The organism is Mycobacteroides franklinii (assembly GCF_002013895.1).
GTDB lineage: Bacteria > Actinomycetota > Actinomycetes > Mycobacteriales > Mycobacteriaceae > Mycobacterium > Mycobacterium franklinii.
This window is the reverse complement of sequence record NZ_MAFQ01000006.1, coordinates 354826-376813: the sequence shown is the minus strand read 5'-3', so window position 1 is coordinate 376813 and position 21988 is coordinate 354826. Positions and strand designations below refer to the sequence as shown.

At 65.0% G+C, this 21988-nt stretch carries 26 protein-coding genes, 1 tRNA gene and 1 pseudogene; 19 read left to right on the top strand and 9 right to left on the bottom strand.

Annotation, left to right across the window (positions count from 1 at the left end; translation table 11 throughout):
• Positions 1 to 4: 4 nt before the first annotated feature.
• The 4 genes from B4393_RS11675 to B4393_RS11660 are packed head-to-tail and all read left to right on the top strand — an operon-like array spanning position 5 to position 1244.
• The gene (locus B4393_RS11675; RefSeq protein WP_078334274.1) at positions 5 to 313 is read left to right on the top strand and encodes a PE family protein; all 309 of its coding nucleotides are present in this window, start codon (positions 5 to 7) and stop codon (positions 311 to 313) included.
• A 40-nt stretch (positions 314 to 353) separates the two neighbouring features.
• A complete protein-coding gene (locus B4393_RS11670) occupies positions 354 to 647 on the top strand; it encodes a type VII secretion protein EsxS (RefSeq protein ID WP_070937635.1) in 294 nt (97 codons plus the stop codon).
• Between the two features lie 24 nt (positions 648 to 671).
• A complete protein-coding gene (locus B4393_RS11665) occupies positions 672 to 962 on the top strand; it encodes a WXG100 family type VII secretion target (protein ID WP_030095673.1) in 291 nt (96 codons plus the stop codon).
• A gap of 57 nt (positions 963 to 1019) precedes the next feature.
• Positions 1020 to 1244 (top strand): heavy-metal-associated domain-containing protein, encoded by a 225-nt coding sequence (locus tag B4393_RS11660; RefSeq protein WP_078334273.1) that lies wholly within the window; start codon positions 1020 to 1022, stop codon positions 1242 to 1244.
• Positions 1245 to 1280: 36 nt separating this feature from the next.
• Here B4393_RS11660 and B4393_RS11655 read toward each other — a convergent pair whose 3' ends face one another.
• The gene (locus B4393_RS11655) at positions 1281 to 2087 is read right to left on the bottom strand and encodes a class I SAM-dependent methyltransferase (RefSeq protein WP_078334272.1); all 807 of its coding nucleotides are present in this window, start codon (positions 2085 to 2087) and stop codon (positions 1281 to 1283) included.
• 167 nt (positions 2088 to 2254) lie between these two features.
• Here B4393_RS11655 and B4393_RS11650 point away from each other — a divergent pair, with 167 nt between their 5' ends.
• The 4 genes from B4393_RS11650 (at position 2255) to B4393_RS11635 (ending at position 5575) form a co-directional block, all read left to right on the top strand.
• A complete protein-coding gene (locus B4393_RS11650) occupies positions 2255 to 3658 on the top strand; it encodes a PPE domain-containing protein (protein WP_078334271.1) in 1404 nt (467 codons plus the stop codon).
• A gap of 146 nt (positions 3659 to 3804) precedes the next feature.
• Positions 3805 to 4842 carry an FAD/NAD(P)-binding protein gene (locus B4393_RS11645; protein ID WP_078334270.1) on the top strand — a complete coding sequence of 346 codons (1038 nt, stop codon included), beginning with the start codon at positions 3805 to 3807 and terminating at the stop codon, positions 4840 to 4842.
• Complete coding sequence (locus B4393_RS11640; RefSeq protein WP_078334269.1) at positions 4839 to 5192, top strand: YidH family protein; 354 nt, start codon at positions 4839 to 4841, stop codon at positions 5190 to 5192. The genes B4393_RS11645 and B4393_RS11640 overlap by 4 nt, the downstream gene beginning before the upstream one ends.
• A gap of 134 nt (positions 5193 to 5326) precedes the next feature.
• Positions 5327 to 5575: a hypothetical protein gene (locus B4393_RS11635; RefSeq protein WP_078334268.1), complete on the top strand. Its 249-nt coding sequence runs from the start codon at positions 5327 to 5329 to the stop codon at positions 5573 to 5575.
• On the opposite strand, the gene B4393_RS11630 is transcribed toward B4393_RS11635, so the two are convergent.
• Complete coding sequence (locus tag B4393_RS11630) at positions 5572 to 5880, bottom strand: DUF3349 domain-containing protein (RefSeq protein ID WP_078334454.1); 309 nt, start codon at positions 5878 to 5880, stop codon at positions 5572 to 5574. The two genes, B4393_RS11635 and B4393_RS11630, sit on opposite strands and share 4 nt — an antisense overlap.
• A 186-nt stretch (positions 5881 to 6066) precedes the next feature.
• Here B4393_RS11630 and phoU point away from each other — a divergent pair, with 186 nt between their 5' ends.
• The 3 genes and pseudogenes from phoU to B4393_RS28380 all read left to right on the top strand — a co-directional run bounded on the left by phoU (position 6067) and on the right by B4393_RS28380 (position 7433).
• A complete protein-coding gene (gene phoU, locus B4393_RS11625) occupies positions 6067 to 6723 on the top strand; it encodes a phosphate signaling complex protein PhoU (RefSeq protein ID WP_078334267.1) in 657 nt (218 codons plus the stop codon).
• Between the two features lie 189 nt (positions 6724 to 6912).
• Positions 6913 to 6984 (top strand) — tRNA-Thr (locus B4393_RS11620).
• Between the two features lie 44 nt (positions 6985 to 7028).
• Positions 7029 to 7433 (top strand): annotated as a pseudogene (locus B4393_RS28380) (HNH endonuclease signature motif containing protein).
• Between the two features lie 13 nt (positions 7434 to 7446).
• Here B4393_RS28380 and B4393_RS11610 read toward each other — a convergent pair.
• Positions 7447 to 8241, bottom strand: coding sequence for a hypothetical protein (locus B4393_RS11610; RefSeq protein WP_078334265.1), 795 nt, complete (start codon positions 8239 to 8241; stop codon positions 7447 to 7449).
• 113 nt (positions 8242 to 8354) lie between these two features.
• Between B4393_RS11610 and B4393_RS11605 the strand changes: the two genes are divergently transcribed.
• Together B4393_RS11605 and B4393_RS11600 are read left to right on the top strand one after the other, a co-directional pair.
• The gene (locus B4393_RS11605) at positions 8355 to 9098 is read left to right on the top strand and encodes a response regulator transcription factor (RefSeq protein WP_070936739.1); all 744 of its coding nucleotides are present in this window, start codon (positions 8355 to 8357) and stop codon (positions 9096 to 9098) included.
• Positions 9098 to 10624 carry a sensor histidine kinase gene (locus B4393_RS11600; protein WP_078334264.1) on the top strand — a complete coding sequence of 509 codons (1527 nt, stop codon included), beginning with the start codon at positions 9098 to 9100 and terminating at the stop codon, positions 10622 to 10624. The genes B4393_RS11605 and B4393_RS11600 overlap by 1 nt, the downstream gene beginning before the upstream one ends.
• On the opposite strand, the gene B4393_RS11595 is transcribed toward B4393_RS11600, so the two are convergent.
• Together B4393_RS11595 and B4393_RS11590 are read right to left on the bottom strand one after the other, a co-directional pair.
• Positions 10596 to 11000, bottom strand: a complete 405-nt coding sequence (locus B4393_RS11595; protein WP_078334453.1) for an HIT family protein — start codon at positions 10998 to 11000, stop codon at positions 10596 to 10598. The genes B4393_RS11600 and B4393_RS11595 overlap by 29 nt on opposite strands.
• Before the next feature lie 9 nt (positions 11001 to 11009).
• A complete protein-coding gene (locus tag B4393_RS11590; RefSeq protein ID WP_078334263.1) occupies positions 11010 to 11987 on the bottom strand; it encodes an EamA family transporter in 978 nt (325 codons plus the stop codon).
• Positions 11988 to 12059: 72 nt separating this feature from the next.
• Between B4393_RS11590 and B4393_RS11585 the strand changes: the two genes are divergently transcribed.
• Entirely contained in the window at positions 12060 to 12953 is an 894-nt protein-coding gene (locus tag B4393_RS11585; protein WP_078334262.1) for a LysR family transcriptional regulator, read from the top strand.
• Positions 12954 to 12956: 3 nt separating this feature from the next.
• Here the strand turns inward: B4393_RS11585 and B4393_RS11580 are convergent, their stop codons facing one another.
• Positions 12957 to 13820 carry an alpha/beta fold hydrolase gene (locus B4393_RS11580; RefSeq protein WP_078334261.1) on the bottom strand — a complete coding sequence of 288 codons (864 nt, stop codon included), beginning with the start codon at positions 13818 to 13820 and terminating at the stop codon, positions 12957 to 12959.
• Positions 13817 to 15628 carry an N-acyl-D-amino-acid deacylase family protein gene (locus B4393_RS11575; RefSeq protein ID WP_078334260.1) on the bottom strand — a complete coding sequence of 604 codons (1812 nt, stop codon included), beginning with the start codon at positions 15626 to 15628 and terminating at the stop codon, positions 13817 to 13819. Before B4393_RS11575 ends, B4393_RS11580 begins: the two co-directional genes overlap by 4 nt.
• 109 nt (positions 15629 to 15737) lie before the next feature.
• Here B4393_RS11575 and B4393_RS11570 point away from each other — a divergent pair, with 109 nt between their 5' ends.
• Genes B4393_RS11570 through B4393_RS11560 form a run of 3 tightly spaced genes read left to right on the top strand, consistent with a single transcriptional unit; the run spans position 15738 to position 18284 of the window.
• Complete coding sequence (locus B4393_RS11570; RefSeq protein WP_070936733.1) at positions 15738 to 16334, top strand: TetR/AcrR family transcriptional regulator; 597 nt, start codon at positions 15738 to 15740, stop codon at positions 16332 to 16334.
• Positions 16335 to 16375: 41 nt separating this feature from the next.
• A complete protein-coding gene (purD, locus tag B4393_RS11565; RefSeq protein ID WP_078334452.1) occupies positions 16376 to 17635 on the top strand; it encodes a phosphoribosylamine--glycine ligase in 1260 nt (419 codons plus the stop codon).
• 22 nt (positions 17636 to 17657) lie between these two features.
• Entirely contained in the window at positions 17658 to 18284 is a 627-nt protein-coding gene (locus B4393_RS11560) for a hypothetical protein (protein ID WP_133052589.1), read from the top strand.
• On the opposite strand, the gene B4393_RS11555 is transcribed toward B4393_RS11560, so the two are convergent.
• Together B4393_RS11555 and B4393_RS11550 are read right to left on the bottom strand one after the other, a co-directional pair.
• A complete protein-coding gene (locus B4393_RS11555) occupies positions 18281 to 19078 on the bottom strand; it encodes an alpha/beta hydrolase (RefSeq protein WP_078334258.1) in 798 nt (265 codons plus the stop codon). The genes B4393_RS11560 and B4393_RS11555 overlap by 4 nt on opposite strands.
• A gap of 46 nt (positions 19079 to 19124) precedes the next feature.
• Positions 19125 to 19940, bottom strand: coding sequence for an alpha/beta hydrolase (locus B4393_RS11550; RefSeq protein ID WP_109558516.1), 816 nt, complete (start codon positions 19938 to 19940; stop codon positions 19125 to 19127).
• A 132-nt stretch (positions 19941 to 20072) separates the two neighbouring features.
• Here B4393_RS11550 and B4393_RS11545 point away from each other — a divergent pair, with 132 nt between their 5' ends.
• On the top strand, positions 20073 to 21200 hold the full coding sequence (locus tag B4393_RS11545) for a pyridoxal phosphate-dependent aminotransferase (protein ID WP_236743158.1): 1128 nt from the start codon (positions 20073 to 20075) through the stop codon (positions 21198 to 21200).
• A gap of 70 nt (positions 21201 to 21270) precedes the next feature.
• Positions 21271 to 21978, top strand: a complete 708-nt coding sequence (locus B4393_RS11540; RefSeq protein WP_109420592.1) for a TetR/AcrR family transcriptional regulator — start codon at positions 21271 to 21273, stop codon at positions 21976 to 21978.
• The last annotated feature ends 10 nt before the right edge of the window (positions 21979 to 21988 follow it).

Sequence of the window (21988 nt, the reverse complement as noted above, 5' to 3'; positions counted from 1 at the left end):
CGTCATGATTCTGAACGTAGTTCCCGAGGGGTTGACCGCGGCCAGCGCCGCGGTGGAAGCCCTGACCGCGCGGCTCGCCGCAGTGCATGCGGCTGCCGCACCGGTGATCGGCGCGGTGGTGCCGCCGGCGGCTGATCCGGTGTCGATCCAGAGCGCGGCGTTGTTCAGTGCCCACGGGATCGAGCGCACCGGCGCCGGTACCGGTGCCGCGTACCAGCTTGGGCGGGCCGGAATCGGAACCGCCGAGGCCGCGACGAGTTACACAGTCGGCGATATGCACGCTGCCGCAACCTATATGCCGGGATTCGCGTAGTTCCGATAACAACCCATCACGATCCGAGAAAGGAAATTTCATGAGTTTGCTTGATGCACATATCCCGGCTTTGGTGGCTGCGGAGGGCACTTTTGGTGCCAAGACCGCGTTGATGCGTTCGACGATTTCGCAGGCCGAGCAGGCCGCGATGTCGGCCCAGGCGTTCCATGTCGGGGAATCCTCGGTGGCATTCCAGGCCGCACACGCTCGTTTCGTGGAGGTCGCCGCCAAGGTCAACGCACTGCTCGATATCGCCCAGGTCAACCTCGGTGATGCCGCCGCGTCCTACGTCGCCGAAGATGCCGCCGCCGCCAGCCGCTACGTCGGCGTCTAACGCCACCGAAAGGAAAAGACCCCAATGTCGCAGATCACGTTCAACTACCCCGCGATGCTGGCCCATGCCGGCGAGATGAACACCTACTCCGGTGTATTGACCGCCCTGGGCGCCGACCTGGCCGCTCAGCAGGCCTCCCTGCAGGCCGCCTGGCACGGTGATACCTCCATGAGCCAAGCCGCCTGGCAGGCCCAGTGGAACACCGCCATGGAAGAACTCATCCGCGCCTACCGCGCCATGGGCACCACCCACGAAACCAACACCCTGTCCATGAACGCCCGCGACATGGCCGAAGGAGCCAAGTGGGGCGCATAAACGCCGGCGCTCTACCAAATCTTTTGTGAGTAACAAATTTCAGGAAGGAAACACAATATGTCCGAGCAGATCTTCGCCATCAGCGGGATGCACTGCAACTCATGTGTGATGGGCGTGACCGAGGCACTGACAGCCCTCGATCCGGTGCGTGAGGTGTCGGTGGAGCTGGATCCCAGGGGTGCCTCGACGGTGCGTGTCCAGACAGACAGCGTGCTGTCGGTGGAAGAAGTTCACGACACGCTTGTGCGGGCAGGCGGGGACTTCGCGGTCGCTGCCGGATAGCCTGACTGCCGCAAACGGGCCCTAAATGCTGCTATTTCAGCCGAATTCGACAACGGTATGAGGTGCGCGCCACCGATCAAGGCCGGGGAGCGCATACAGCAGCGGGCCCGCCCAGCGCAGTATCTTGCCGCGCCCAGCCGGCATCCGCAGCTCACGCACACTGCGGATGCCGGGGATGGCACGTAGTTCACCGTATTGATTTGCGGTGAACGAGAAAGGCATTGGTGGCACGAGGTACTGCTCGCTGAGCCGCATGCCGCGCTGAGAATGTGTGCTCAGAAACTTCGGCACCGAATCGAATACCAGTGTGCCGCCCGGAAAACGTTTGGCGCAGGCGGATATCAGATCGAACACCAGGTCGCGCTCCAGGTACTGGAACAGGCCCTCGGCGGTGATAAGTACACCGTCGGAGTCGTCGACTCGATCCATCCACGAGTAGTCCAGTGCCGATTGTGCGCAATGGTGCAACCGGTCCGATCGCGGGAGCAGCTGTTGACGCAACCGCACGATGGGCTCAAGGTCTACCGACAGCCAGGTGAGCTCGCCATTGTCGACACGCCAGTAGCTCGTCTGCAGCCCCTCGGCCAAGGCCACCACGGTGGCGCGCGGATGGCCGTCCAGGTATCCGCGGGTGGCCTTGTCGAATATCAAGGCGCGCAAGGCCGTCGCCTGATGTGTGCGGCCGAAGCGCTGGAAGTCGTAGTCGACGCTTGCGTACAGCGAGATGGCCATGGGGTCGTCGATGATGCCGTCCGGTCGGGCCGCCTCGGTCGCACGTTGATGCAACGTCAGGAGTGCGGTCTCGGACACGCCGTCGAGGTGGCGAACATCGATGACAGACATGGGCCCGACTGTACGGGACGGTAATAGTGCGTGGGAATTCCTGGCGCACAACGATAAATGTGATTTCGGACGCTGATTCTGATTGTTCGGGAACTTTCTCGCACGCAGTCCGACTACTCCAACGGTGACGCGAAACCGTTTGCGTCCATTCAGCAGGGAGGCAGCGGGTGACGGCACCGATATGGATGGCGGAGCCTCCGGAGGTGCATTCGGCGCTGTTGAGTGCGGGCCCCGGACCGGGTGCGATGCTGGCCGCTGCCGCGCAGTGGCAAGAGATCGGTAACAACTACGCAAGCACGGCGGTCGAGCTGACTCAGGTGCTCGCGGGGGTGCAGGCAAGTAGTTGGCAGGGGCCCAGCGCTTCGGAGTATGTGGCCGCCCACCTGCCGTACGTGGCCTGGCTCGAGCAGTCCGCCGCGGAGAGCAGTGTCATTGCCGCACAGCACGAAACCACCGCGGCGGCATATGGGAGCGCGCTCGCCGCGATGCCCACGCTCGCGGAGCTGGCGGCCAACCACATCACGCATGGAGTTCTGGTCGGGACGAATTTCTTTGGGATCAATACCATCCCCATCGCACTCAACGAGGCCGACTATATGCGCATGTGGGTACAGGCCGCGGCCACCATGAGCGCTTACCAGGCGACTGCCGAGGCCATGACATCGGCGATACCGTCGACCCAACAGGCGCCCTCGATCCTGAGTCCCGGCGGTGAAGGCCGCAGCGACCAATCGGATGTTCCCGGATCGCCGGATCAGATCATGAAGATGCTGCAGGGCTTTCAGCAGTGGTTCGAGAAGATGGGCTTCAATCCGGCGACCTCGGCGATATTGGCCGTGATCATGCTGTTCCTTTATGACCTGCTGTGGTACCCGTACTACGCCTCATACCTGCTGCCGTTTCTCATTCCCGCCCTCAGTGGACTGAGCGGCCTGGCGGCACTGATGCATCTTCGGCCCGCGGTTGCGCCGGTTCCCGCGCCGGCGGCGCCGTCGGCGGACAGGCCGGTGCATCGGCCGGTACCGCGTGCGGAGTCGGGTCTTGCTGCCGTGCCCGTGTCTGTCTCGTCCGTCGTACCTACCGGCGGTTCGTCGGCGCCCGCACCCGCGCCGAGTACACCTGCCCCGGCCACGTCCCCGGCTCCCGCGCCGGGCGCAGGAATCAGTTACGCGATACCGGGTTTGGTGCCGCCCGCGGTGAGCTTTGGCCCCAAGAGCACCGAGAAATCCTCGGAGTCCGCGGTAGACACCGTCGAGGCACCCGCCGTGGTGAGTGCCGCCGTGGCAGCCCAGGCCCGGCGCAGAGCACGCGCCAAAAACAAGGCCAGGGTTGGTGGTAGGCGTCATGAATATCTGGAAGAGCCAAGCGGTATGGATGCGACGGCCGACGCGGCGGTACCGGAGCATCGTGCGACCAGCCGGGGTGCCGGCCCTCTTGGTTTCGCGGGTACTGCTCCCGTGGCGGCGAGTACGCAGGCTGCCGCAACGGTCAGGTTCTCCTCCGATGACACCCGGCAGGTGATTCCCATGCTGCCGAGCACCTGGGAAACCGGCGATGCGGAACCGTCGTAGGGCAACTACCAGTATTTATAAGTGAAACTTTGGGGCTGCTCCCGGATTGATCCCTACTCAGGGGCCTCTTTGCGCCGAACAATCGAAGACAGTCACCGCAAGCAACAAATGCGGCGTTCTTGGATTACGCAGAGAAGGGCAGAACAGTGAGCAAGTACGGGTGGACAGTGGTCGGAGCGGGACCCGCGGGAATTGCGGCAGTCGGGAGGCTCCTTGATCACGGAGTGGAGCCCGGGGCGATCGCCTGGATCGACCCGGATTTTTCCGCAGGCGATCTGGGTGCGAAATGGCGTGCGGTACCGAGTAATACGTCGGTGAAACTGTTCATCAACTACCTCACGGGCGCTGATTCTTTCCGCTTCGCTCACGCCCCGCATTTCGCGCTGAATGACCTCGCGCCCACGGACACTTGTCTACTCGGGGATGTCGCGGATCCGCTGGTGTGGATCACCGGGCAGTTGTGCGCGCAGGTGAGCGCGTTGCGTACCAGCGTGACGGGTCTTTCGCTGCAGGGCGGTCGGTGGGCAGTGCAGACCGAACTGGGCGAGATCAGTTCTCAGAACGTGATTCTGGCGATCGGATCGATTCCCAAGACGCTCGACTACCCGTGGCTGAACGAGATTCCGATCGAGGTGGCGCTGAATCCGGCGAAGTTGGCTGAGCAGCCGTTGGAGGGCGCGACCGTCGCCGTGTTCGGCTCCTCGCACTCCAGCATGATCGCGCTGCCAAACCTGTTGGCCGGACCCGCCGCCAAGGTCATCAACTTCTACCGTGGCCCGCTGCGCTACGCGGTGGACATGGGCGATTGGACGCTTTTCGACGACACCGGGCTCAAGGGCGAGGCCGCGCGCTGGGCGCGCGAGAACATCGACGGGGTCCTGCCGGACCGGTTGCAAAGATGTCTCGTCGACAGCCCCGAATTCCCCGAGATGCTCCAGAGCTGCGACTACGCGGTGTACACCGTCGGATTCAGTCCCCGGCCGCTTCCCGCCGCCCCGCAGTGGGGTCAGCTGGAGTGCAACCCGGCCAACGGGATCATCGCGCCCGGCCTGTTCGGTATTGGAATTGCCTTCCCGGAGTATCGGATTGACCCCATGGGCTTCGGTGAATACCGGGTGGGGCTGCAGAAGTTCATGGACCGTCTGAACAAGACCATGCCACTGTGGCTGAAGTACGGCTCGTGACCACCGGCGAAGTCGTGGACGCCGAGCCCGACTACCGATTCACACTCGCCAACGAACGGACCTACCTGGCGTGGGTGCGTACCTCACTGGCACTGATCGCCAGCGGTGTGGCGCTCATGCAGTTCGTCCCCGAGTTCTGGATCCCCGGTGCGCGGCATGTGGTGAGCATCGTGTTGGTGATCACGGGTGGCCTGCTGGCCATGGCGGCAGCGGGACGGCGGCGCCGGGTACAGGAGGCCATGCGACGCGATATGGCGCTGCCGCCGAGCCATATGCCGACCTTCCTCAGTGCCTTGTTGCTCGGGATGGTGGTGCTGTTGGTCGCCCTGCTGTTCAGCGGACCACGCTGAGATTGCGCAGCTCCTAGGCGAGACCCGGCGGGTAGGGCCAACCGTCCAGGCGGGAGAATCGACAGCGAGACAAATCCGGGGTCTGGGAGTACAACGGTCTGGAAATGTTTGGCCCTTGGAAACGCGGGTGGCAGATGAAGTCGACGGAACGCGCACAGATGGTGCTGTTGTCGGAGACGTTATCGGCCGAGGTCGGCGAGCTTCGCCGGCGCATCGATATCGCCGAACAGAATTGGGAACAGCGTCGTCGGCGGTGCAGTTCCGAAAAGGAAACCCCGGAAAGATTGTTGCGCCTCTACCGCCAGCTCGAAGAGGCTGAACAGCTACTCAATTCTTTGGCCGCACGGGGTGCGCGGCGCCGCGTCAAGCAAGCCAGTAGCTAGTCGGATGATTCGAAGGGATCGTTCGGGCTCCATCCGGCCACGCGGAGTCTGTGTCTTACGCGCTCAGTCTCTTCGGCGGACGGGAGTGCGTCAGTCGCCTTGGTGATCGCGACCTCAATGTCGGCGTCCGCAACGGGTGTGTTGCCATGGGCGATCACTTCGCGAGCGACCATGAGAATCTCCTCGTCGGAGAGTCTTCGACGTAGTAGAGCAAATAGTGGAATGTAGTCGGTATGGGGTACTCCGTCGGGGTATCCGAGACGAAGAAATCGGATGACCCGGGCCAGGACCTCTGGGATTGCCATCTGCACACCTCACCCTGCCCCACGTTTTGACCTGGACTTATCGTAGTCGCCGGGTGGTGTGGGTGCAGTGTCGACCGAACCTGGCCGCGCTCGACGGGTGCCGGCGAGTGTATGGGCCGAGTCCGGCCCTCAATTGTGCGCCCACGCGGAGATGACCTGGGTTGTGGCAAATCGTAGAGTGGGACCATGCGGGCGGCCTTCCATCAACAGCTAGATGCGCTAGCGGCGAGCATCGCCGATATTTGTCAGTTGGCCGGCAGTGCTATGCAGAAGGCAACGCAGGCGCTTTTACAGGCTGATCTGGCGCTGGCCGAAGAAGTCATCAGCTGCCATGACGACATAGTTCTCCGTACCCGAAGGCTTGAAGAGGCGGCGTTCACGGTATTGGCTCTGCAAGCACCCGTGGCCTCCGATCTGCGGGCAGTTCTGGCGGCTCTCAAGAATGTTGCCGACGCCGAGCGCATGGGTGCCCTGGCACTACACGTTGCCAAAATCACCCGTCGACGTCACCCGCAGCGGGCATTGCCCGAAGAGGTCCACGGTTATTTCGCTGAGATGGGCCGCATCGCGGTCAGTATCGGGCACGACGCCAAAGACGTTGTGCTCTCCGGAGATCCGCAGAAGGCTGCGCGCTTGGATGCGGATGACGACGCGATGGACGATCTGCACCGCCATCTCTTCACGGTTCTGATGGATAAGGAATGGAAGCACGGGGTGGCAGCTGCGGTCGATGTCACGCTGTTGGGCCGCTACTACGAACGATTCGCGGATCACGCGGTGGAAATCAGCCGTCGCATGATTTACCAGGCGGGGGGCACGGGGACAGCCGTGGGGCAGGCATAGCTTCGCGTGCTGATCACACGTTGGACCCCGGTCAGGGTTGAACGGTATCTCGGGCCAGCGACGGTAGACCGAACGCGCCTGCACGCGCCTGGTGAACAAAAGTCGATAGCACGCTCGTACGCGGTCGGCATGGGGGTGGTCTCCGGATGTGTCATCGATGAAGACCGCTAAGCTGTACGGCGTTCCATTGCCTCCTTAGCTCAGTGGTAGAGCACCGCTCTTGTAAAGCGAAGGTCGTCAGTTCAATCCTGACAGGGGGCTCAATGATTATCCGGCATGTCGGTGCCGTCACGTAATTTCAGCCCATGAGACGGTGCCTTGGTTGTGGCGCACTGCTTTCCAGGCGAAGCCAGAAGGTCTACTGTGGCAATGCTTGTTAGGCGGCAGCCCGACGCGACACCAGCACCAGACTCTGGCTCGAGTCCGGCGAGGCCCGGGTGCGCAGCGAGCGAAGCCACTTCATTCGGCTCTTTCTCGCCGAGGCTCAATCGGGCCGCTGCGCTATCTGCGGCGGAGCGAGCATGTGGCAAGACTCTCCGCTCGTCTTCGTCCTGGACCATGTGGATGGAAATCCGGCCAACAATTGTCGAGAGAATCTGCGGCTCGTCTGCCCGAACTGCGACTCGCAATTGCCGACCTACAAGAGTCGCAATCGCGGCAATGGCCGCAGTTCTCGCCGGCGGCGTTACGCCGACGGAAAGTCGTACTAGTCGACCGCGAGCCCTAGTCGGGTTGCCCTGCGCTGCCCGATTCTCTTCGGGCAACAGGTTCGTCGATAACCCGTTCGGATCGGACCGGCCGCGGTGCACTCGACGGCCGCGACGGGCGCAGGCGCGGCAGGAACCCGCCCAGCGGGCTGATCACCGAGCTGAGCGCCGACACGGTATCGGTCAGCAGCTCGACGGTGGGGGTCAGCGCGTCGATGCTCGGCGCGGCCTTGGTGAGCACCTCGGAGAGGTTGGCCAGCTGTTGCAGCGGCCCGTCTTTGGCGGTGAACTTGTCCAGCACGCCCTCCTCCCGCATCAGCCGTTCGAGGATGCCGTCCTCGGCGAGCAGCTGGTCGACCAGACCGCCGGGAGCCAGAGCGCGGTCCAGCGCGCCGTCCTGTGAGGTCAGCCGGTCGACGGGCCCATCCTTGGCGAACAAGCGGTCCAGGACGCCACCGGGTTCGGTGAGGCGATCAGCAAGCCCGCCGGGGGCCATGACGCGCTCCACCGGTCCACCCGGTCGCAGCGCCCGGCCTATCGGTTTGTCCTCCTCCATGAGCTCGGCGACCTTCATTGCCGAGTGCAGGGGGCTCTTGCGGCCGACCATTCCCAGTAAGGATTCGAGGGTGCCTACCAGGCCCGCCCCGGCGGCTGGGTGGGCACGGCCCTGGCCGTCGTGCGGTTGTCCATCGGGGAGCTCGGCGAGGATCTCACGTCCGGTATCGATCGCCTTGGACGCTACCGCCAGGCCGGTGTCGGCAACCGCCAGCGAAATCTTGAGAGGCGCGGTGATCAGCGACACCAGCTTCATGGCACAACTGTAGGGCGACTTTGCGCGGTCGGCTGACAATCTCCTGTGAGAAACTCACAGGAAGCTCACAGTGGAGATCCAGCACACCGTCAATTTCGGAGAGAAGATTGTTCATGGTGAGCATCACGACAGAGACACATCAAGGCACTTTCGCCGCTAACGGCACCACTCCTGCGAAGGTGCTGGTGGTTGACGATGAATCGAACATCGTTGAGCTGCTCTCCGTCAGTCTTAAATTCCAGGGCTTTGACGTCTATACCGCCGATAGCGGGGCCGCAGCCCTTGATCTGGCGCGCACGGTCCGCCCGGATGCGGTGATCCTTGACGTGATGATGCCGGGAATGGACGGATTCGGCGTCCTGCGTCGTCTGCGTGCCGATGGCATCGATGCGCCAACACTGTTCCTTACCGCTCGTGACGGGTTGCAGGACAAGATCGCGGGCCTGACACTCGGCGCCGACGACTACGTGACCAAACCGTTCAGCCTGGAAGAGGTGGTTGCCCGGCTGCGGGTGATCCTGCGTCGCTCCGGCATGGGCTCCGAGCCCGCCCGCAAATCGCGGCTCAGCTTCGCCGATATCGAGCTCGACGAGGACACCCACGAGGTGTGGAAGGCCGGTGAGCCGGTCGCGCTTTCGCCCACCGAGTTCACGCTGTTGCGGTACTTCATGATCAACGCGGGCACCGTGCTCAGTAAGCCCAAGATCCTCGACCACGTGTGGCGCTACGACTTCGGTGGCGATGTGAATGTCGTGGAGTCCTATGTTTCGTATCTGCGCCGCAAGATCGATAACGGCGAGAAGCGGTTATTGCATACGCTTCGTGGCGTGGGATACGTATTACGCGAGCCGCGCTAGTGGCAGTCCCCGGCGTTCGTCGGGGTGTACCGCTGCGGGTAAGCCTTGTTGTCGGAACCTTGGTTCTGGTGGCGTTGGGGCTGGTGGCATCCGGCATTGCGGTGACCACCACCATGCAGCGCACCATGATGAACCGCGCCGATCGCGAACTGATCGATGCCGCGAATGGGTGGGCGAATCGGCCGCTGCCGCCGCCCCCGGCTTTCGAGACAACCCGTCGTCGGCCTCCGTCGTTGTTCTTCATCCGCACGACCGATGACCGCGGGCGGGTTGTCATCATGCTCAACGATCGCGCCCGGGCTGATCCGGGCTTGCCGCCCGACAACGACGTGGGCGGCCGTCCCGTGACGGTCCGCTCAGCCGACGGCACAACGGAGTGGCGCGCGGTGTCCCGGCACGATGCGATGGGTGGGTACACCACCGTCGCGCGTGATATCACCGATGTGCGTACCACGGCCCGCGACCTGCTGTGGTTGCAAGTGGCGATCGGAACCGCGGTGCTGACCGTCCTCGGTGTCGCCGGGTATTGGTTGGTGCACCGCAGCCTGCGGCCGCTGGCCGAGGTGGAGGCGACGGCCGCGGATATCGCCGCGGGGCATCTTGATCGCCGAGTGCCCGAACGCGACCCGCGCACCGAGGTCGGCCGGTTGTCCTTGGCGCTCAACGGAATGCTTGCGCAGATCCAGCGCGCGGTGGCCGATTCGGAGAAATCGGCGAAGGCAGCCCGCACCTCCGAGGAGCGCATGCGGCGCTTCATCACCGATGCCAGCCACGAGTTGCGCACGCCCCTGACCACCATTCGTGGCTACGCGGAGCTGTACCGGCAGGGCGCGGCCACCGACACCGAGCTGGTGCTGGGCCGCATCGAGGGCGAGTCAACCCGTATGGGGCAGCTCGTGGAGGATCTGTTGCTGCTGGCGCGGCTGGATGCGCATCGGCCCATGGAACAGCGTCTCGTCGACCTGTTGGTGCTGGCCACCGATGCCGTCCACGATGCGAAAGCCACTGCGCCCGAACGGGATGTGGAACTGGAGGTCTTCGACGGCCCGGGCACTCCTGAGGTCATCGGCGACGAGCTCAGGTTGCGGCAGGTGCTCGGCAATCTGGTGAGCAACGCACTGGGGCACACCACGGCGGCCGTCCGGGTCCGGGTCGGCACCGAGGGCGATGACGCCGTCCTCGAGGTCATCGACCGTGGGCCGGGTATGACGAAGACCGATGCCGAACGCGTCTTCGAGCGGTTCTACCGCGCGGACTCCTCGCGCACCCGCAGCAGCGGTGGTACAGGCCTGGGATTGTCGATCGTCGATGCCCTCACCGCCGCGCACGGTGGCACCGTCACCGTGCACACCGCGCCCGGCGAGGGCTGCCGGTTCGAGGTGCGACTGCCGCGCGCAGACATGACCGACGACGACATCGATCTCGATGATCCCGACCTCTACGAACCGGAGGCGCAGGTGCCAGGCGCCGGCGAAGCCGAGCCAAAGATCGTGCGAACTAGTCGATCTGAGCCAGCGCAGCCTTGATCTTGGCCTGCGCCTCATCCAGGGACTCCGCGGAAGCGTTGGGATCGGCGTTTTCGAAGCTGAAATCGGTCAGCTGATATCCCGGGAACACGTGCACGTGTAGGTGCGGCACTTCCATACCCGCGATGATGTAACCGGCGCGTGGTGCGTCAAAGGCCTTGCGGATCGCGCGGCCGACGCGCTGTGCCACAAGGTTGACCTTCGCGAAAACTGTCGCGTCGATGTCCTGCCACTGGTCGATCTCGGCGCGCGGCACCACCAGGGTGTGGCCCTGGGTGATGGGGGCGATGGTCAGAAACGCGACGACGTCGTCGTCCTCGTAGACGAATCGACCGGGGAGCTCTCCGTTGATGATCTTCGTGAACACACTCGACATGCCCATAGGTTAGTGGCCCGCCGGGGTGGCACAGGCTGCGGACAGCTCACGGGCCGCGGGCTCGCGCGCGTCGCCACACTCGGCTGCGCGGGTGGCGGCGGGGCGCGCCGTCATGCCGAGGAGGCACCCGGTGATCACCACCGCCGCTCCGACGAGTTCGAGGATGGTCGGCCGTTCGCCAAGGGCCAGCCAGGACGCGGTAATACCCACGATCGGGACCAGTAGGGAGAATGGCGCCACTCTGCTGGCCGGGTACCGGCCCATCAGGTACGTCCACAGGCCTAGGCCGACGATGGTGGCCAGCACCACGATGTAGACGAGGCCGCCGAGTGCCATCAGTCCACTGTGTGTACCGATTGTGGTCAGCGCCTTCCAGCCTGCGCGCGGCCCCTCGGTGAGTGCGGAGAGGGTGAACAACGGGATCGGTGGCACCACGGACATCCACAAGGTGAGCCGCAGCGGTGTACGCGGATTAGTGTTGTCCTCCATGGCCTTTCGGCTCGCGATGTTGCCGAACGCCCAACCCGACGCCCCCAGCAGCGTCAGGATCACCGGGACCACGGCGGCCGATGCGCCGTGTGTCGCGCGATCGGTCGCGATGAGTGCCATGCCGGCCACGGCCAGCGTGATGCCCGCGACCTGTAGACCCGACATCCGTTCGCCGAGCAACAGCACACCGAGGATGGCCGTGAACGGAGCCGATGCCTGTAGAACCAGGGAGGCGAGCCCGGTGGGCATTCCGTTGGCCATGGCCAGGAACAGGAAGGCGAATTGGACGGTGCCGAAGCCCAGCCCGTAGAGCAGGACCCACCGCACCGGCACCCGCGGCCACGGCACGAACAGAATCACCGGGACCGCCAGCACCGCGAACCGTAGCCCCGCAAAGAACAGTGGCGGGAAATGTTCCAGCCCAACGTGGATAGCCAGGAAGTTGACTCCCCACAGCACGGCGACGGTCAGTCCGAGGAGACGGTGCCGGGTTGTCATGCCGTCGATCCTGCGCAGGAAGTTGATTCAGCACAATCTAATTAATGTGCACTATTCGTGTAGTTTTACTTCATGGAGGTGCGTCGCCTGCGGATTCTGCGGGAATTTGCCGACCGGGGCACCGTGGGCGAGGTGGCCGATGCGATGCGCCTCACGCCCTCGGCGGTCTCGCAGCAGCTGAAGGTTCTGACGCGCGAGGCGGGAGTGCCCTTGCTGCGGCAGGAAGGCCGCGGCATCGCGCTCACCGAGGCGGGTCGTGCGTTGGTGTTGCGCGCCGACGAGGTGATCGCTGCGGTCGATCGTGCGGCCGAGGAGATGGTGATCTATCGGGAAGGCACGCAGCCCGTGGTGCGTGTGGCGTCGTTTCCCTCCGGTGCCGGACTGTTGCTACCGAGAGTCGTGGCAGTGGTGGGCGGGGTAGTGGACGTGCGTCCGAGCGATGAGGACGTCACCTACAGCGAGGCGCCCGGACTGTTGACCGAATACGACATCGTCGTCACTCACCGCGACGAGCGAGCCGCGGCCTTGAAATTGCCCCGCGTCTGGTCCACGACGCTGTTGCGGGAGCCGATTGATCTGCTGGTGCACCGAGATCATCCGCTGGCGACATGTGACTCGGTGACACCGGCCGAGCTCGCCGACGAGACGTGGATCAGTGTCCCCGAGGGCTTTCCGGTCGATGATGTCCTGGTGTCACTCGGGGTTTCTACCGGAATCCGGCCGCGAGTCAGGTTCCGGTTCAAAGATTTTCAAATCGTCGAGGATATGGTGGCCCACGGACATGGCGTCGCGCTGATGCCGCGGTACGTGAGCCGGAGTCCCCGGGTGGCGCGGCTGGTCATCCGTGAGGTGCGCGCCGCACGGCTCTATGAGGTGCTGGCCCGCCCCGGGGCGCAGCACCGTCCGGCCATCGCCGCGACCATCCAGGGGCTACGGGACGCCGCGGCCGTATTGGAGTCCCGGTAAGCGCTACGGCGTGTGCTCGCTGTGCTCCCGGATGTGTTCCAAGACAAGCGAGGCCGTCTCATCGGGTCGCTCCTCGGCGATCCAATGCGACACACCTTCGAAGACTTCGAAACGATAAGGCGCGTCCACGTATTTGGGGGTGGCGTCTGCGGCCGCACGTGTCACCGCGGAGTCCTCGTCGCTCCAGATGAACAAGGTGGGCACGCGGACCGTCCGTGCCGGCGACCGGAGCGAATAGCGCATCGCCCGATACCAATTCACTGTTGCGGTGGTAGCGCCGGGCTCGTTGAACAGCTCCCGTATGCGTTCGGCGAGCCGGTCGGAGACCTTCATCCACGATTTGCCGAACTTTTGGAACGCTTCCTTGTCGTTGAAGCTGAAGAGCCATTCCGGAAACCGCGGGATCTGGAACAGCAGCATGTACCAGGAATGCAGAATCTGGCCGCGCAGCATGGCATCCCGGAACGCGCGTGGATGCGGGACCGAAAGCACAGAGGTGGTGCGCACTCGGTCGCCGTGGTCGCCGGCCAGCTGCCACGCCACTGCTGCGCCCCAGTCATGGGCTAGCACATGGAATGTGGGAACGCCGGCCTGATCGGTGAGAGCGAGGATGTCGCCCTGGAGCTTGTCCAGGGCATAGTTCCGGACGCCGATGGGTCGGGCGCCGGGGGAGTAGCCCCGCTGATTCGGGGCCAGCACCCGGAATCCGGCGTCCGTCAGCTTCGGGATGATCTCGGCCCACATGGTCGCCCGCTCGGGAAAACCGTGCAACGCAACGATCACCGGTCCGTCGAGCGGCCCCTCGTCGATGACGTCGAAGATCAGGCCGTCATTGGTGAACGTGGAGAGGCGTGTCGCCGCGCTCATCGGACCGCGAGTTTCTCACCGGCCTTCAGGTACCGACCGGTCTGCAGGTCGTGCCCGTAGCCGTCGATGAACTCACCGAGACGGAACACCACCTTGCCGCTGACCGCAGTGGCGATGACGGTCTCGTCATTGCGGTTCACCATGCGTGAGAGGTTGTCGAAGAACGGGGCCTGTGCCTCGTTGTAGGCGTCGACAGTGCCGTCCAGCTTCTCCGGATCGATGATGACGAAATCGGCGCGGTCACCCTCGCGCAGGTATCCGGCATCAAGCCCGAACCAGCTGGCCAGCTCGCCGGTCAGGCGGTGGACGGCCTGACCGAGGGACATCACCGGTTTCCCGGCCTTCTGGGCGTCGTTCATGCGCTTGAGGAAGCGCAGCGAGAAGTTGTAGAACGCCATGTTGCGCAGGTGCGCACCGGCATCGGAGAAGCCCAATTGGAAGTTGGGGTCCTTGGCCATCTCGTCGAGCACCTTGGGGCGGTGGTTGCCGACCGTGGTGGTCCAACGGACGTTCTTCTCACCGTTCTCGACCAACACGTCCAGGAAGGCGTCCAGCGGTGCGATGCCGCGCTCGTCGCCGATCTGGCCGAACGTCTTGCCGATCAGTGAGGCGTCCGGGCATTCCACGATGACGGCGTCGTGGAAGTCCTTGTGCCACAGGCCTGGCTTGTGCTTCTTCATGGCGAACTCGCGCCGGAACTTGCGGCGATACTCCTTGTCGGCCATCAGTTTGTTGCGCTCGAGCTGCTCCTTGATGTGCAGCGCGGCCGTGCCGGCCCCGAACTCCTCGAACACCGGCAGATCGATGCCATCGGAGTACAGCGTGAAGGGCAGCGGCATGTGCTGGAACTTCACATTGGACTTGAAGACCTTGTTCCCGATCCTGGCGGCGGCGCTGAAGAACACGTTCGCGCCCTTGATGCTCTTGGAGTCGGCGGCGACCAGCAGGCTGACGGGAACAGCCTTGCGGCGCTTGAAGAAACGGGTTCCCGTGGACAGGAAGAACAAGACCGCGGTGAGCGGATTGTTGATGTTCGGGGCGCTCTGCAGGATGCGGTCACGCTTGCGCAGCACGTTGATCAGGCGCCACCGCTCATGCCACCACGCGTAGGTCGACGGCAGCGCCCGCGAGCGGTAGCGGTCGCCGTCGAGCTTGTCGATGGGGGCGTCCATGCCGGACATGCCGAGCATGCCCGCGTCGAGTGCCTTGTCGAGCATGTCGGCCATCCGGTCGAGTTCCTTGCGCGTGGGGAACGACCAGTTGTTGGTGGCGCGGCCCAGCCCCATGACGGCGGCACGCAGATCCGAATGTCCAAGGAAAGATGTCACATTGGGGCCGAGGGGCAACGCGTCGATCTTCTTGACGTAGCTCTCCGGATCGGTCCAGTCCTGAAATTCGTTGAGCGCGCCAATCACATGCTTGCGCGGCACCGCTTCCACGCGGCTGAACAGGTCCGCGGCGTCCTCGGGCTTGGCGTAGACGGTCGACATGGAACAGCAGCCCAGCACGATGGTGGTGACGCCGTGGCGCACCGACTCATCGAGCCCCGGGTTGAGCAGCACCTCGGCGTCGTAGTGGGTGTGGATGTCGACGAACCCGGGCAGCACCCACTTGCCGCCGGCATCGATCACCTCGGGGCAATCGGTCTCGTCCAGCGGGACGGTGGAGACGGTGGCGACCCGCCCCTCTTTGATCCCGAGATTGGCCTTACGAGGTTCGGAATTGGTGCCGTTGAACCAGAGGCCATCGCGAATGATGAGGTCGTAGTCGCTCGAGGATGAGCCGCTTGCGCGAAGACTGTCGTCCATGGGGGCTGCCCTTCGTTGGGTGTTATGGCGAGTCTAAAAAAAGATGGCAACCAATCACAATGTTAGTGATGGGCGCCACATGTGTGTCGCGTTCCTCTAGTGTGCACCCGTGAGCCCCACCCAGGCCGAGCGCCGTGAATCGACCATCGCTCGGCTGCTCGATTCCGGTATCGACACCATCGCCGAGCTGGGATATTCGCGCGCTTCCGTGCAGAAAATCGCCCGCCGCGCCGGGTTGTCCTATGGGGCGTTGTTCCGGCACTTCCCGACCGTCGGCGACTTCATGGCAGCGGTGGCGCACGAGACCTTGCGCCGCCAGCTCGCGACCGTGCGCGCCCAGTTCGACAAGGCGGGGGATCGTCTTGCCGAATTCGAGGATGTGATGGCGGTGATGCGCGCACTCAAGGAAGAGCCCATCAACGCCGTGCTCTACGAACTCATGGTGGCCGCGCGCACCGACGAACAGCTGCGGCAGACCTTGCAGGTCGCGGTGGCCGAGTACGGAGCGCAGATGGTCACGCTGGCGCGATCGGTGCCCGGGACCGACCGGCTGTCCGACGCGGAACTCGTCACGTTGGTCTTCATGATCACCGACATGTTCGACGGGGAGGCGTTGGTGAAGACGCTGCGTCCCTACCCGGAGCTTGTGGCGGGCAGGGACGAGCTACTCGCCAAGTTGCTGCGGGGATACCGCCCGGATGCATAGCCGGGCACACCCAGACCGATAGGGTTGGGCGCATGGAGTCCTTGCGTGTCCTGATTCTGGGATCCGGTGGCCGTGAACACGCTTTGGCGATCGCTCTCAAGCGTGACCCGCACGTGGACTATCTGGCGATAGCGCCGGGTAACGCGGGCACCGCGGCCGTGGCCGAGCAGCATGCCGTCGACATCGGCTCCGCCGCCGAGGTCGTGGCGTTGGCCGCCAAACTGAAGATCGACCTCGTCGTCATCGGCCCCGAGGTGCCGTTGGTGCTGGGCGTCGGTGACGCCGTGCGCGCCGCGGGTATTGCCTGCTTCGGCCCGTCGGCGGCCGCCGCGCGCATCGAGGGTTCCAAGGCGTTCGCCAAAGACGTGATGACATCGGCCGGGGTGCGCACCGCGCGCAGCGAAATCGTCGACAACCCAGCGCATCTGGATGCCGCCCTGGATCGGTTCGCGAGCGAGCCGGCATGGGTGGTCAAGGATGACGGCCTGGCCGCGGGCAAGGGCGTGGTGGTCACCGATGACCGCGCCGCGGCGCGTGCCCACGCCGCGAGCCTGCTCGACGATGGGCATCCTGTGTTGCTGGAGTCCTTCCTCGACGGGCCCGAGGTCTCCTTGCTGTGCATCGTGGACGGTGAGACTGTGGTGCCGCTGCTGCCTGCTCAGGACCACAAGCGGGTGGGCGACGGCGACACCGGTCCCAACACCGGCGGCATGGGTGCTTACTCCCCGCTGCCCTGGCTGCCGGACGAGACTGTCACCGAGATCGTCGACACCATCGTCAAACCCGTTGCCGCCGAGCTTGTTCAGCGTGGCAGCACGTTCACCGGGGTCCTGTACGCGGGGTTGGCGATCACCTCGAACGGCCCCTCGGTCGTCGAGTTCAATTGCCGCTTCGGCGATCCGGAGACCCAGGCGGTGCTGGCCCTGCTGGAGTCTCCGCTGGGGCAGCTGTTGAACGCCGCCGCGACCGGGACTCTCCGCGACTTCGGCCCGCTGCGCTGGCAGAACGGTAGTGCCGTCACCGTGGTGGTGGCCGCCGAGAACTATCCGTTGCGTCCGCGCACGGGCGATGTGATCACCGGCGCCGACGCCGAGGGTGTGTTGCACGCCGGGACAGCCCGTCGGGAGGACGGTGCTGTCGTCTCGTCCGGTGGACGCGTGTTGTCGGTGGTGGGCACCGGCGCCGACCTAGAAGCCGCGCGAGCCGATGCCTACGCCAAGATCGAGGCGATTCGCCTGCCGGGCAGCCACTTCCGCAGCGATATCGGGCTGGCCGCGGCGGAGGGGCGCATCAGCCTCTAGCGAACGGCAGGGGGATCGATCGATGGGGCGTCGACGCTGGATTGCGGTTGCTGTGGTGACCGCGGTTCTCACCGCGAGTGTGCTGCTGGTGCTGAGTTGGAGGTCGAACCGATCACAGGCAGTCGGGGCTCCGGACGTCCATGAACTGTCGCTGTGTACCGCGCTGCTCGCCGTGGCTGAGCGTGCCAACCCCGAATATGACGACTTCGCGAGATTGACGAAGGGTCGCACGTGGTCGTGGCAGGACGAGAAGATCGGACCTGCTGCCTCGGCATTCAGCCAGGCATTGCGGCGTGAGGCGGAGTCGTTGCGGGCGTTGATGCCTGATGGTCATGCCGACCACGGACTGACACTGGAGGCGGATATCCGTGCGATGGCGGAAGACGATGTCGCGCTCGCCGACAAGCTGGCCCGACGTGACGGCCTCCTATCGATCGACACATTGGTTCTCCGCTACGAGTTCGCGCATCAATCATCGGCGCGGTCCTGCGGGATTACCCGTGACTTCGAAGCCCTCAGGCAAGAAGAAGAACGTCAGTGCGAGCACCGGCGGGCAGGTTCGATTGCCAACTGGTGGACAGTGACGTGCGTTCAAGCGCCGAAGGAACCCTCGACGACCTTCGAGATTCCCCCAAATCCGGGGCTCTAGGCGGCCAGGATCGGTGCGATCCAGCTCAGTGCGGGGGATACCTGCGTGTCCCAGTAGTCGCCGTCATGCCCGCCCGGGCTGAAGCCGCCGGCAGGCGGCGTCTTGCGCTCGGAGGCGAATAGTTTGGCGGCCTCGTAGAACCTGTCCTCCGTGCCGCAGGACACCCACAGCGGAATGGTGTCGAGCTGCGGAAGATTGAAGACCGAGTAGTCGGACCAGTTCTTCGGACCGTCGAAGGCATCCGGTGTGGCTGCCTCGTACACGGTCCACAGTGCCGGGCCCACCGCGGCGATGGCGGCCGTTCTCGGTCCGCCCAGACGCGCGCCGTTGAGCAGCGCGCCGTATCCACCGGCCGACCACCCCAGGAAGGCGACGCGCGAGGTGTCCATGCCCTGCTCGGCCAGTAGTGGCAGGAACTCGTTGATGATCATGGCGCCGGGGTCATCACCCGACTCGTGTGGATGCCAGTAACTGTTGCCGCCGTCGATGGCGGCGACCGCGACAGCAGGCCCTCCGGCTCCCCCGACGATGTTCTCGAAGCCCCAGCCGATCATCCGGTCGGCTGTCTCGTCGCGGCCGTGCAGCAAGATCACCGGGCGCAGCGGCCCGTCGGCTCCCGGTGGACGGGCAATCTTGTACCCCGTCTCGACACCGCCCCGGGCTGCCGACACGAACGAGCCGGTGGTTACCTCACCGAACGCCCGAGCCGGGGGTGCGAGGGTCGGGAGCAGCGCTGCACCGGCTCCGAGTGCGGCGCCGGCCCGCAGCAGCTGACGACGGGACAAGGCTGACACCCCTGCCATGATGCCAGCGGATGGCAAACACGTCGAGGTCCCGGCGCTAGGCGGTGAGCAGCGGCGCCATCCAGGCCATTTCGGCGCCGATCTGCGAACTCCAGAAGGCGCCGTCGTGTCCGCCGGGGCTGAACCCGCCCGCCGGAGGCGTCGGCAGCTGGGCGATGAACTGCTTGGTGGCGCTGTAGAACGGATCGCTGTTACCGCAGTCGATGCGCAAGGGGATGGTGTTCAGCCCGGCCAGGCCCCACACCGAATTCGCGGCGTAGTCGTCGGCACCGTCGAAGGCGCCGGGTGCTGTCGCGCCCGAGGATGTCCACAGTGCCGGGCTGACCGCGGTGATGGCGGCGGTGCGACCCGCACCCAGGCGTGAACCCAGCAGCATGGCGCCGTATCCACCCATGGACCAACCCAGGAATGCCACCCGCGAGGTGTCCAGCCCCTGCTCGGCCAGCAGCGGAATGAATTCGTTCAGCACCATGGCGCCGGCATCTTCACCCGAGGCTCGCTTGTGCCAGTAGCCACCGCCACCGTCGACACTTGCCAGCGCGAACGGCTTGGCTCCCGAGGCCACGGCCTGCGCCAGCATGTTCTCCACGCCGCCCTCCATGACGCCTGCGGCCGTCTGCCCTTTGCCGTGCAGCGCGATGATGGGCCGGATGGGCCCGGTGGCCCCCGGTGGCCTGGCGATACGCCATTCGGTGCCGACCCCGCCACGCGCCGCCGAGACAAAGGAGCCCGCGGTGATGGCGCCGTCGGCGCGGGCCGGGAGGACTCCCGTGCCAGGGAGAGCGGCGAGTGCGGCACCGGCACCAGTGGCCGCGCCGATCTTGAGTAGTGAGCGTCGGGACAGGTCACGCATGTCGACCATCATGCCTGGGACGAGCCTCTCGGGCGAAGACCGTCCCAGGTGGTCGCCTGGATCCAGAAATTCGATAGCGTCGCAACCGTGGTTGGTCTCTCGCAGCGATCGGACGTTCCGCCGTTCTATGTCATGGACGTGCTGACGGCGGCAGCCGCGCGCCAGCGCACCCACGGCGACATGATTTCCCTGGCCGCCGGGCAGCCGTCGACGGGTGCACCCGCGGTGGTTCTCGACGCGGTGCGCGGGGCGCTCGGCGCCGAGGTGCTCGGGTACACCGAAACGCTCGGGCTGCCGGAGCTGCGTGAGGCGATCGCCGGGTACCACCGGGAGCGTTCCGGCATTGAGGTTGCCGCGGACGACGTCGTCGTCACCACGGGATCCTCGGGAGGATTCACGCTGCTGTTCCTGGCCGCGTTCGACGTGGGGGACACCGTGGTGATGACCCGGCCCGGCTACCCTGCCTACCGCAATTGTCTTGCCGCACTGGGTTGTCGGGTAGTCGAGATCGACTGCGGGCCGGCGACGCGATATCAGCCGACGGTGGCGATGTTGGAGGCTGTTTCGCAGACGGATGGCCGGGCGCCCGCCGGCCTCGTCGTCGCCAGCCCTGCCAACCCCACCGGTACAATCATCGACGCGGCCGAGCTGGAGGCAATCGCGCTGTGGTGCGAGGCCAACGGCACCCTGCTCATTTCCGACGAGATTTACCACGGGTTGTCCTATGGCGATCAAAAGACTTCCAGTGCATGGGAATTCAGTCGCGAAGCGGTGGTTATGGGCTCGGTGTCCAAGTATTTCTCGATGACGGGCTGGCGGTTGGGCTGGATGCTGGTGCCGCGCCAGTTCCTGCGTGCCGTCGACAGGCTGTCCTCCAACTTCACCATCTGTCCGCCGGCGGTCTCGCAGTACGGAGCGCTCGCGGCGTTCAGTGCCGAGGCGCGCGCGGAACTCGACGGGCATGTGCGGCGATATGCGGCGAACAGAACACTGCTCATCGACGGTCTCGCCGCCGCAGGTATCACCAAGATCGCCCCACCCGATGGCGCCTTCTATGCGTACGCCGATATCGAGCACCTGACCGATAACGCCGAACAGTGGTGTGCGGACTTGTTGGCGCGCACGGGGGTAGCGATTGCGCCCGGTATCGACTTCGACACCGTGCACGGCCACCAGAGGATCAGACTGAGCTTCGCGGGAAGTTCGGACACGATCGAGGAAGCGTTGGAGAGACTGCGGCAGCGGCTCGGCCGGGGCTGATATCAACCGCTTGCATGAGATAGCGCAAAACGCCCGTGGGGACGCGTCGCTGCTGGCAGCATGACATGGCGTGACAGTCAGGCAGCAGGCGGAGGTGTTCTCCGACGGGAACGCCACGCACCGCCCGCAAGCCACCCCCAAGGGTGAGCGGCGGCGCCGTGCGTTGATCAGTGCCGCAGCTGACCTATTGCGGGACAACGGTATTGATGCGGTTCGGCATCGTGCGGTGGCGCAACGCGCCGGCCTGCCGTTGGCATCCACCACGTACTACTTCTCCTCGCTGGAGGACCTCATCGCCCGGGCCGTCGAGCATGCGGGGACCCATGAGCTGGAACAGATCCAGGAACGGCTGTCGTTGGTTCAATACCGGCGTCGCGGTGCCGCCGCCACCGCCGAGGCTGTGGTGGATCTGCTGTTCGGCACGCCGGGCTTCGGCGCGGGGGAACAGCTGGTGTCGCGATACGAGCGGGAACTGGCGTGCAGTCGCCATCCCGAACTGCGCGAGGTGCAGCAGCGGTTGCGGGAACAACGCGACGACGCCGTGGCCCAGGTGGTGCGCCGGTCCGGCCGGTCCATTGACAACGACCGTGTCGCGGTGCTGATTTCGACGGTCGATGGGGCCATGGTGGGAGCGCTCACCGAGGCCGCGATCAGTCCGACGGCGACGGCGACGTCAATGCTGGTGGACGTCATCGACGTGCTTGCTCCCCTGGAAGCAGAACAGCTGGCGGAGTCCGTTTCGGCCGATGAGGCTCTTGGGCGAAGAGCATGGATCTAGCCCCCATAGA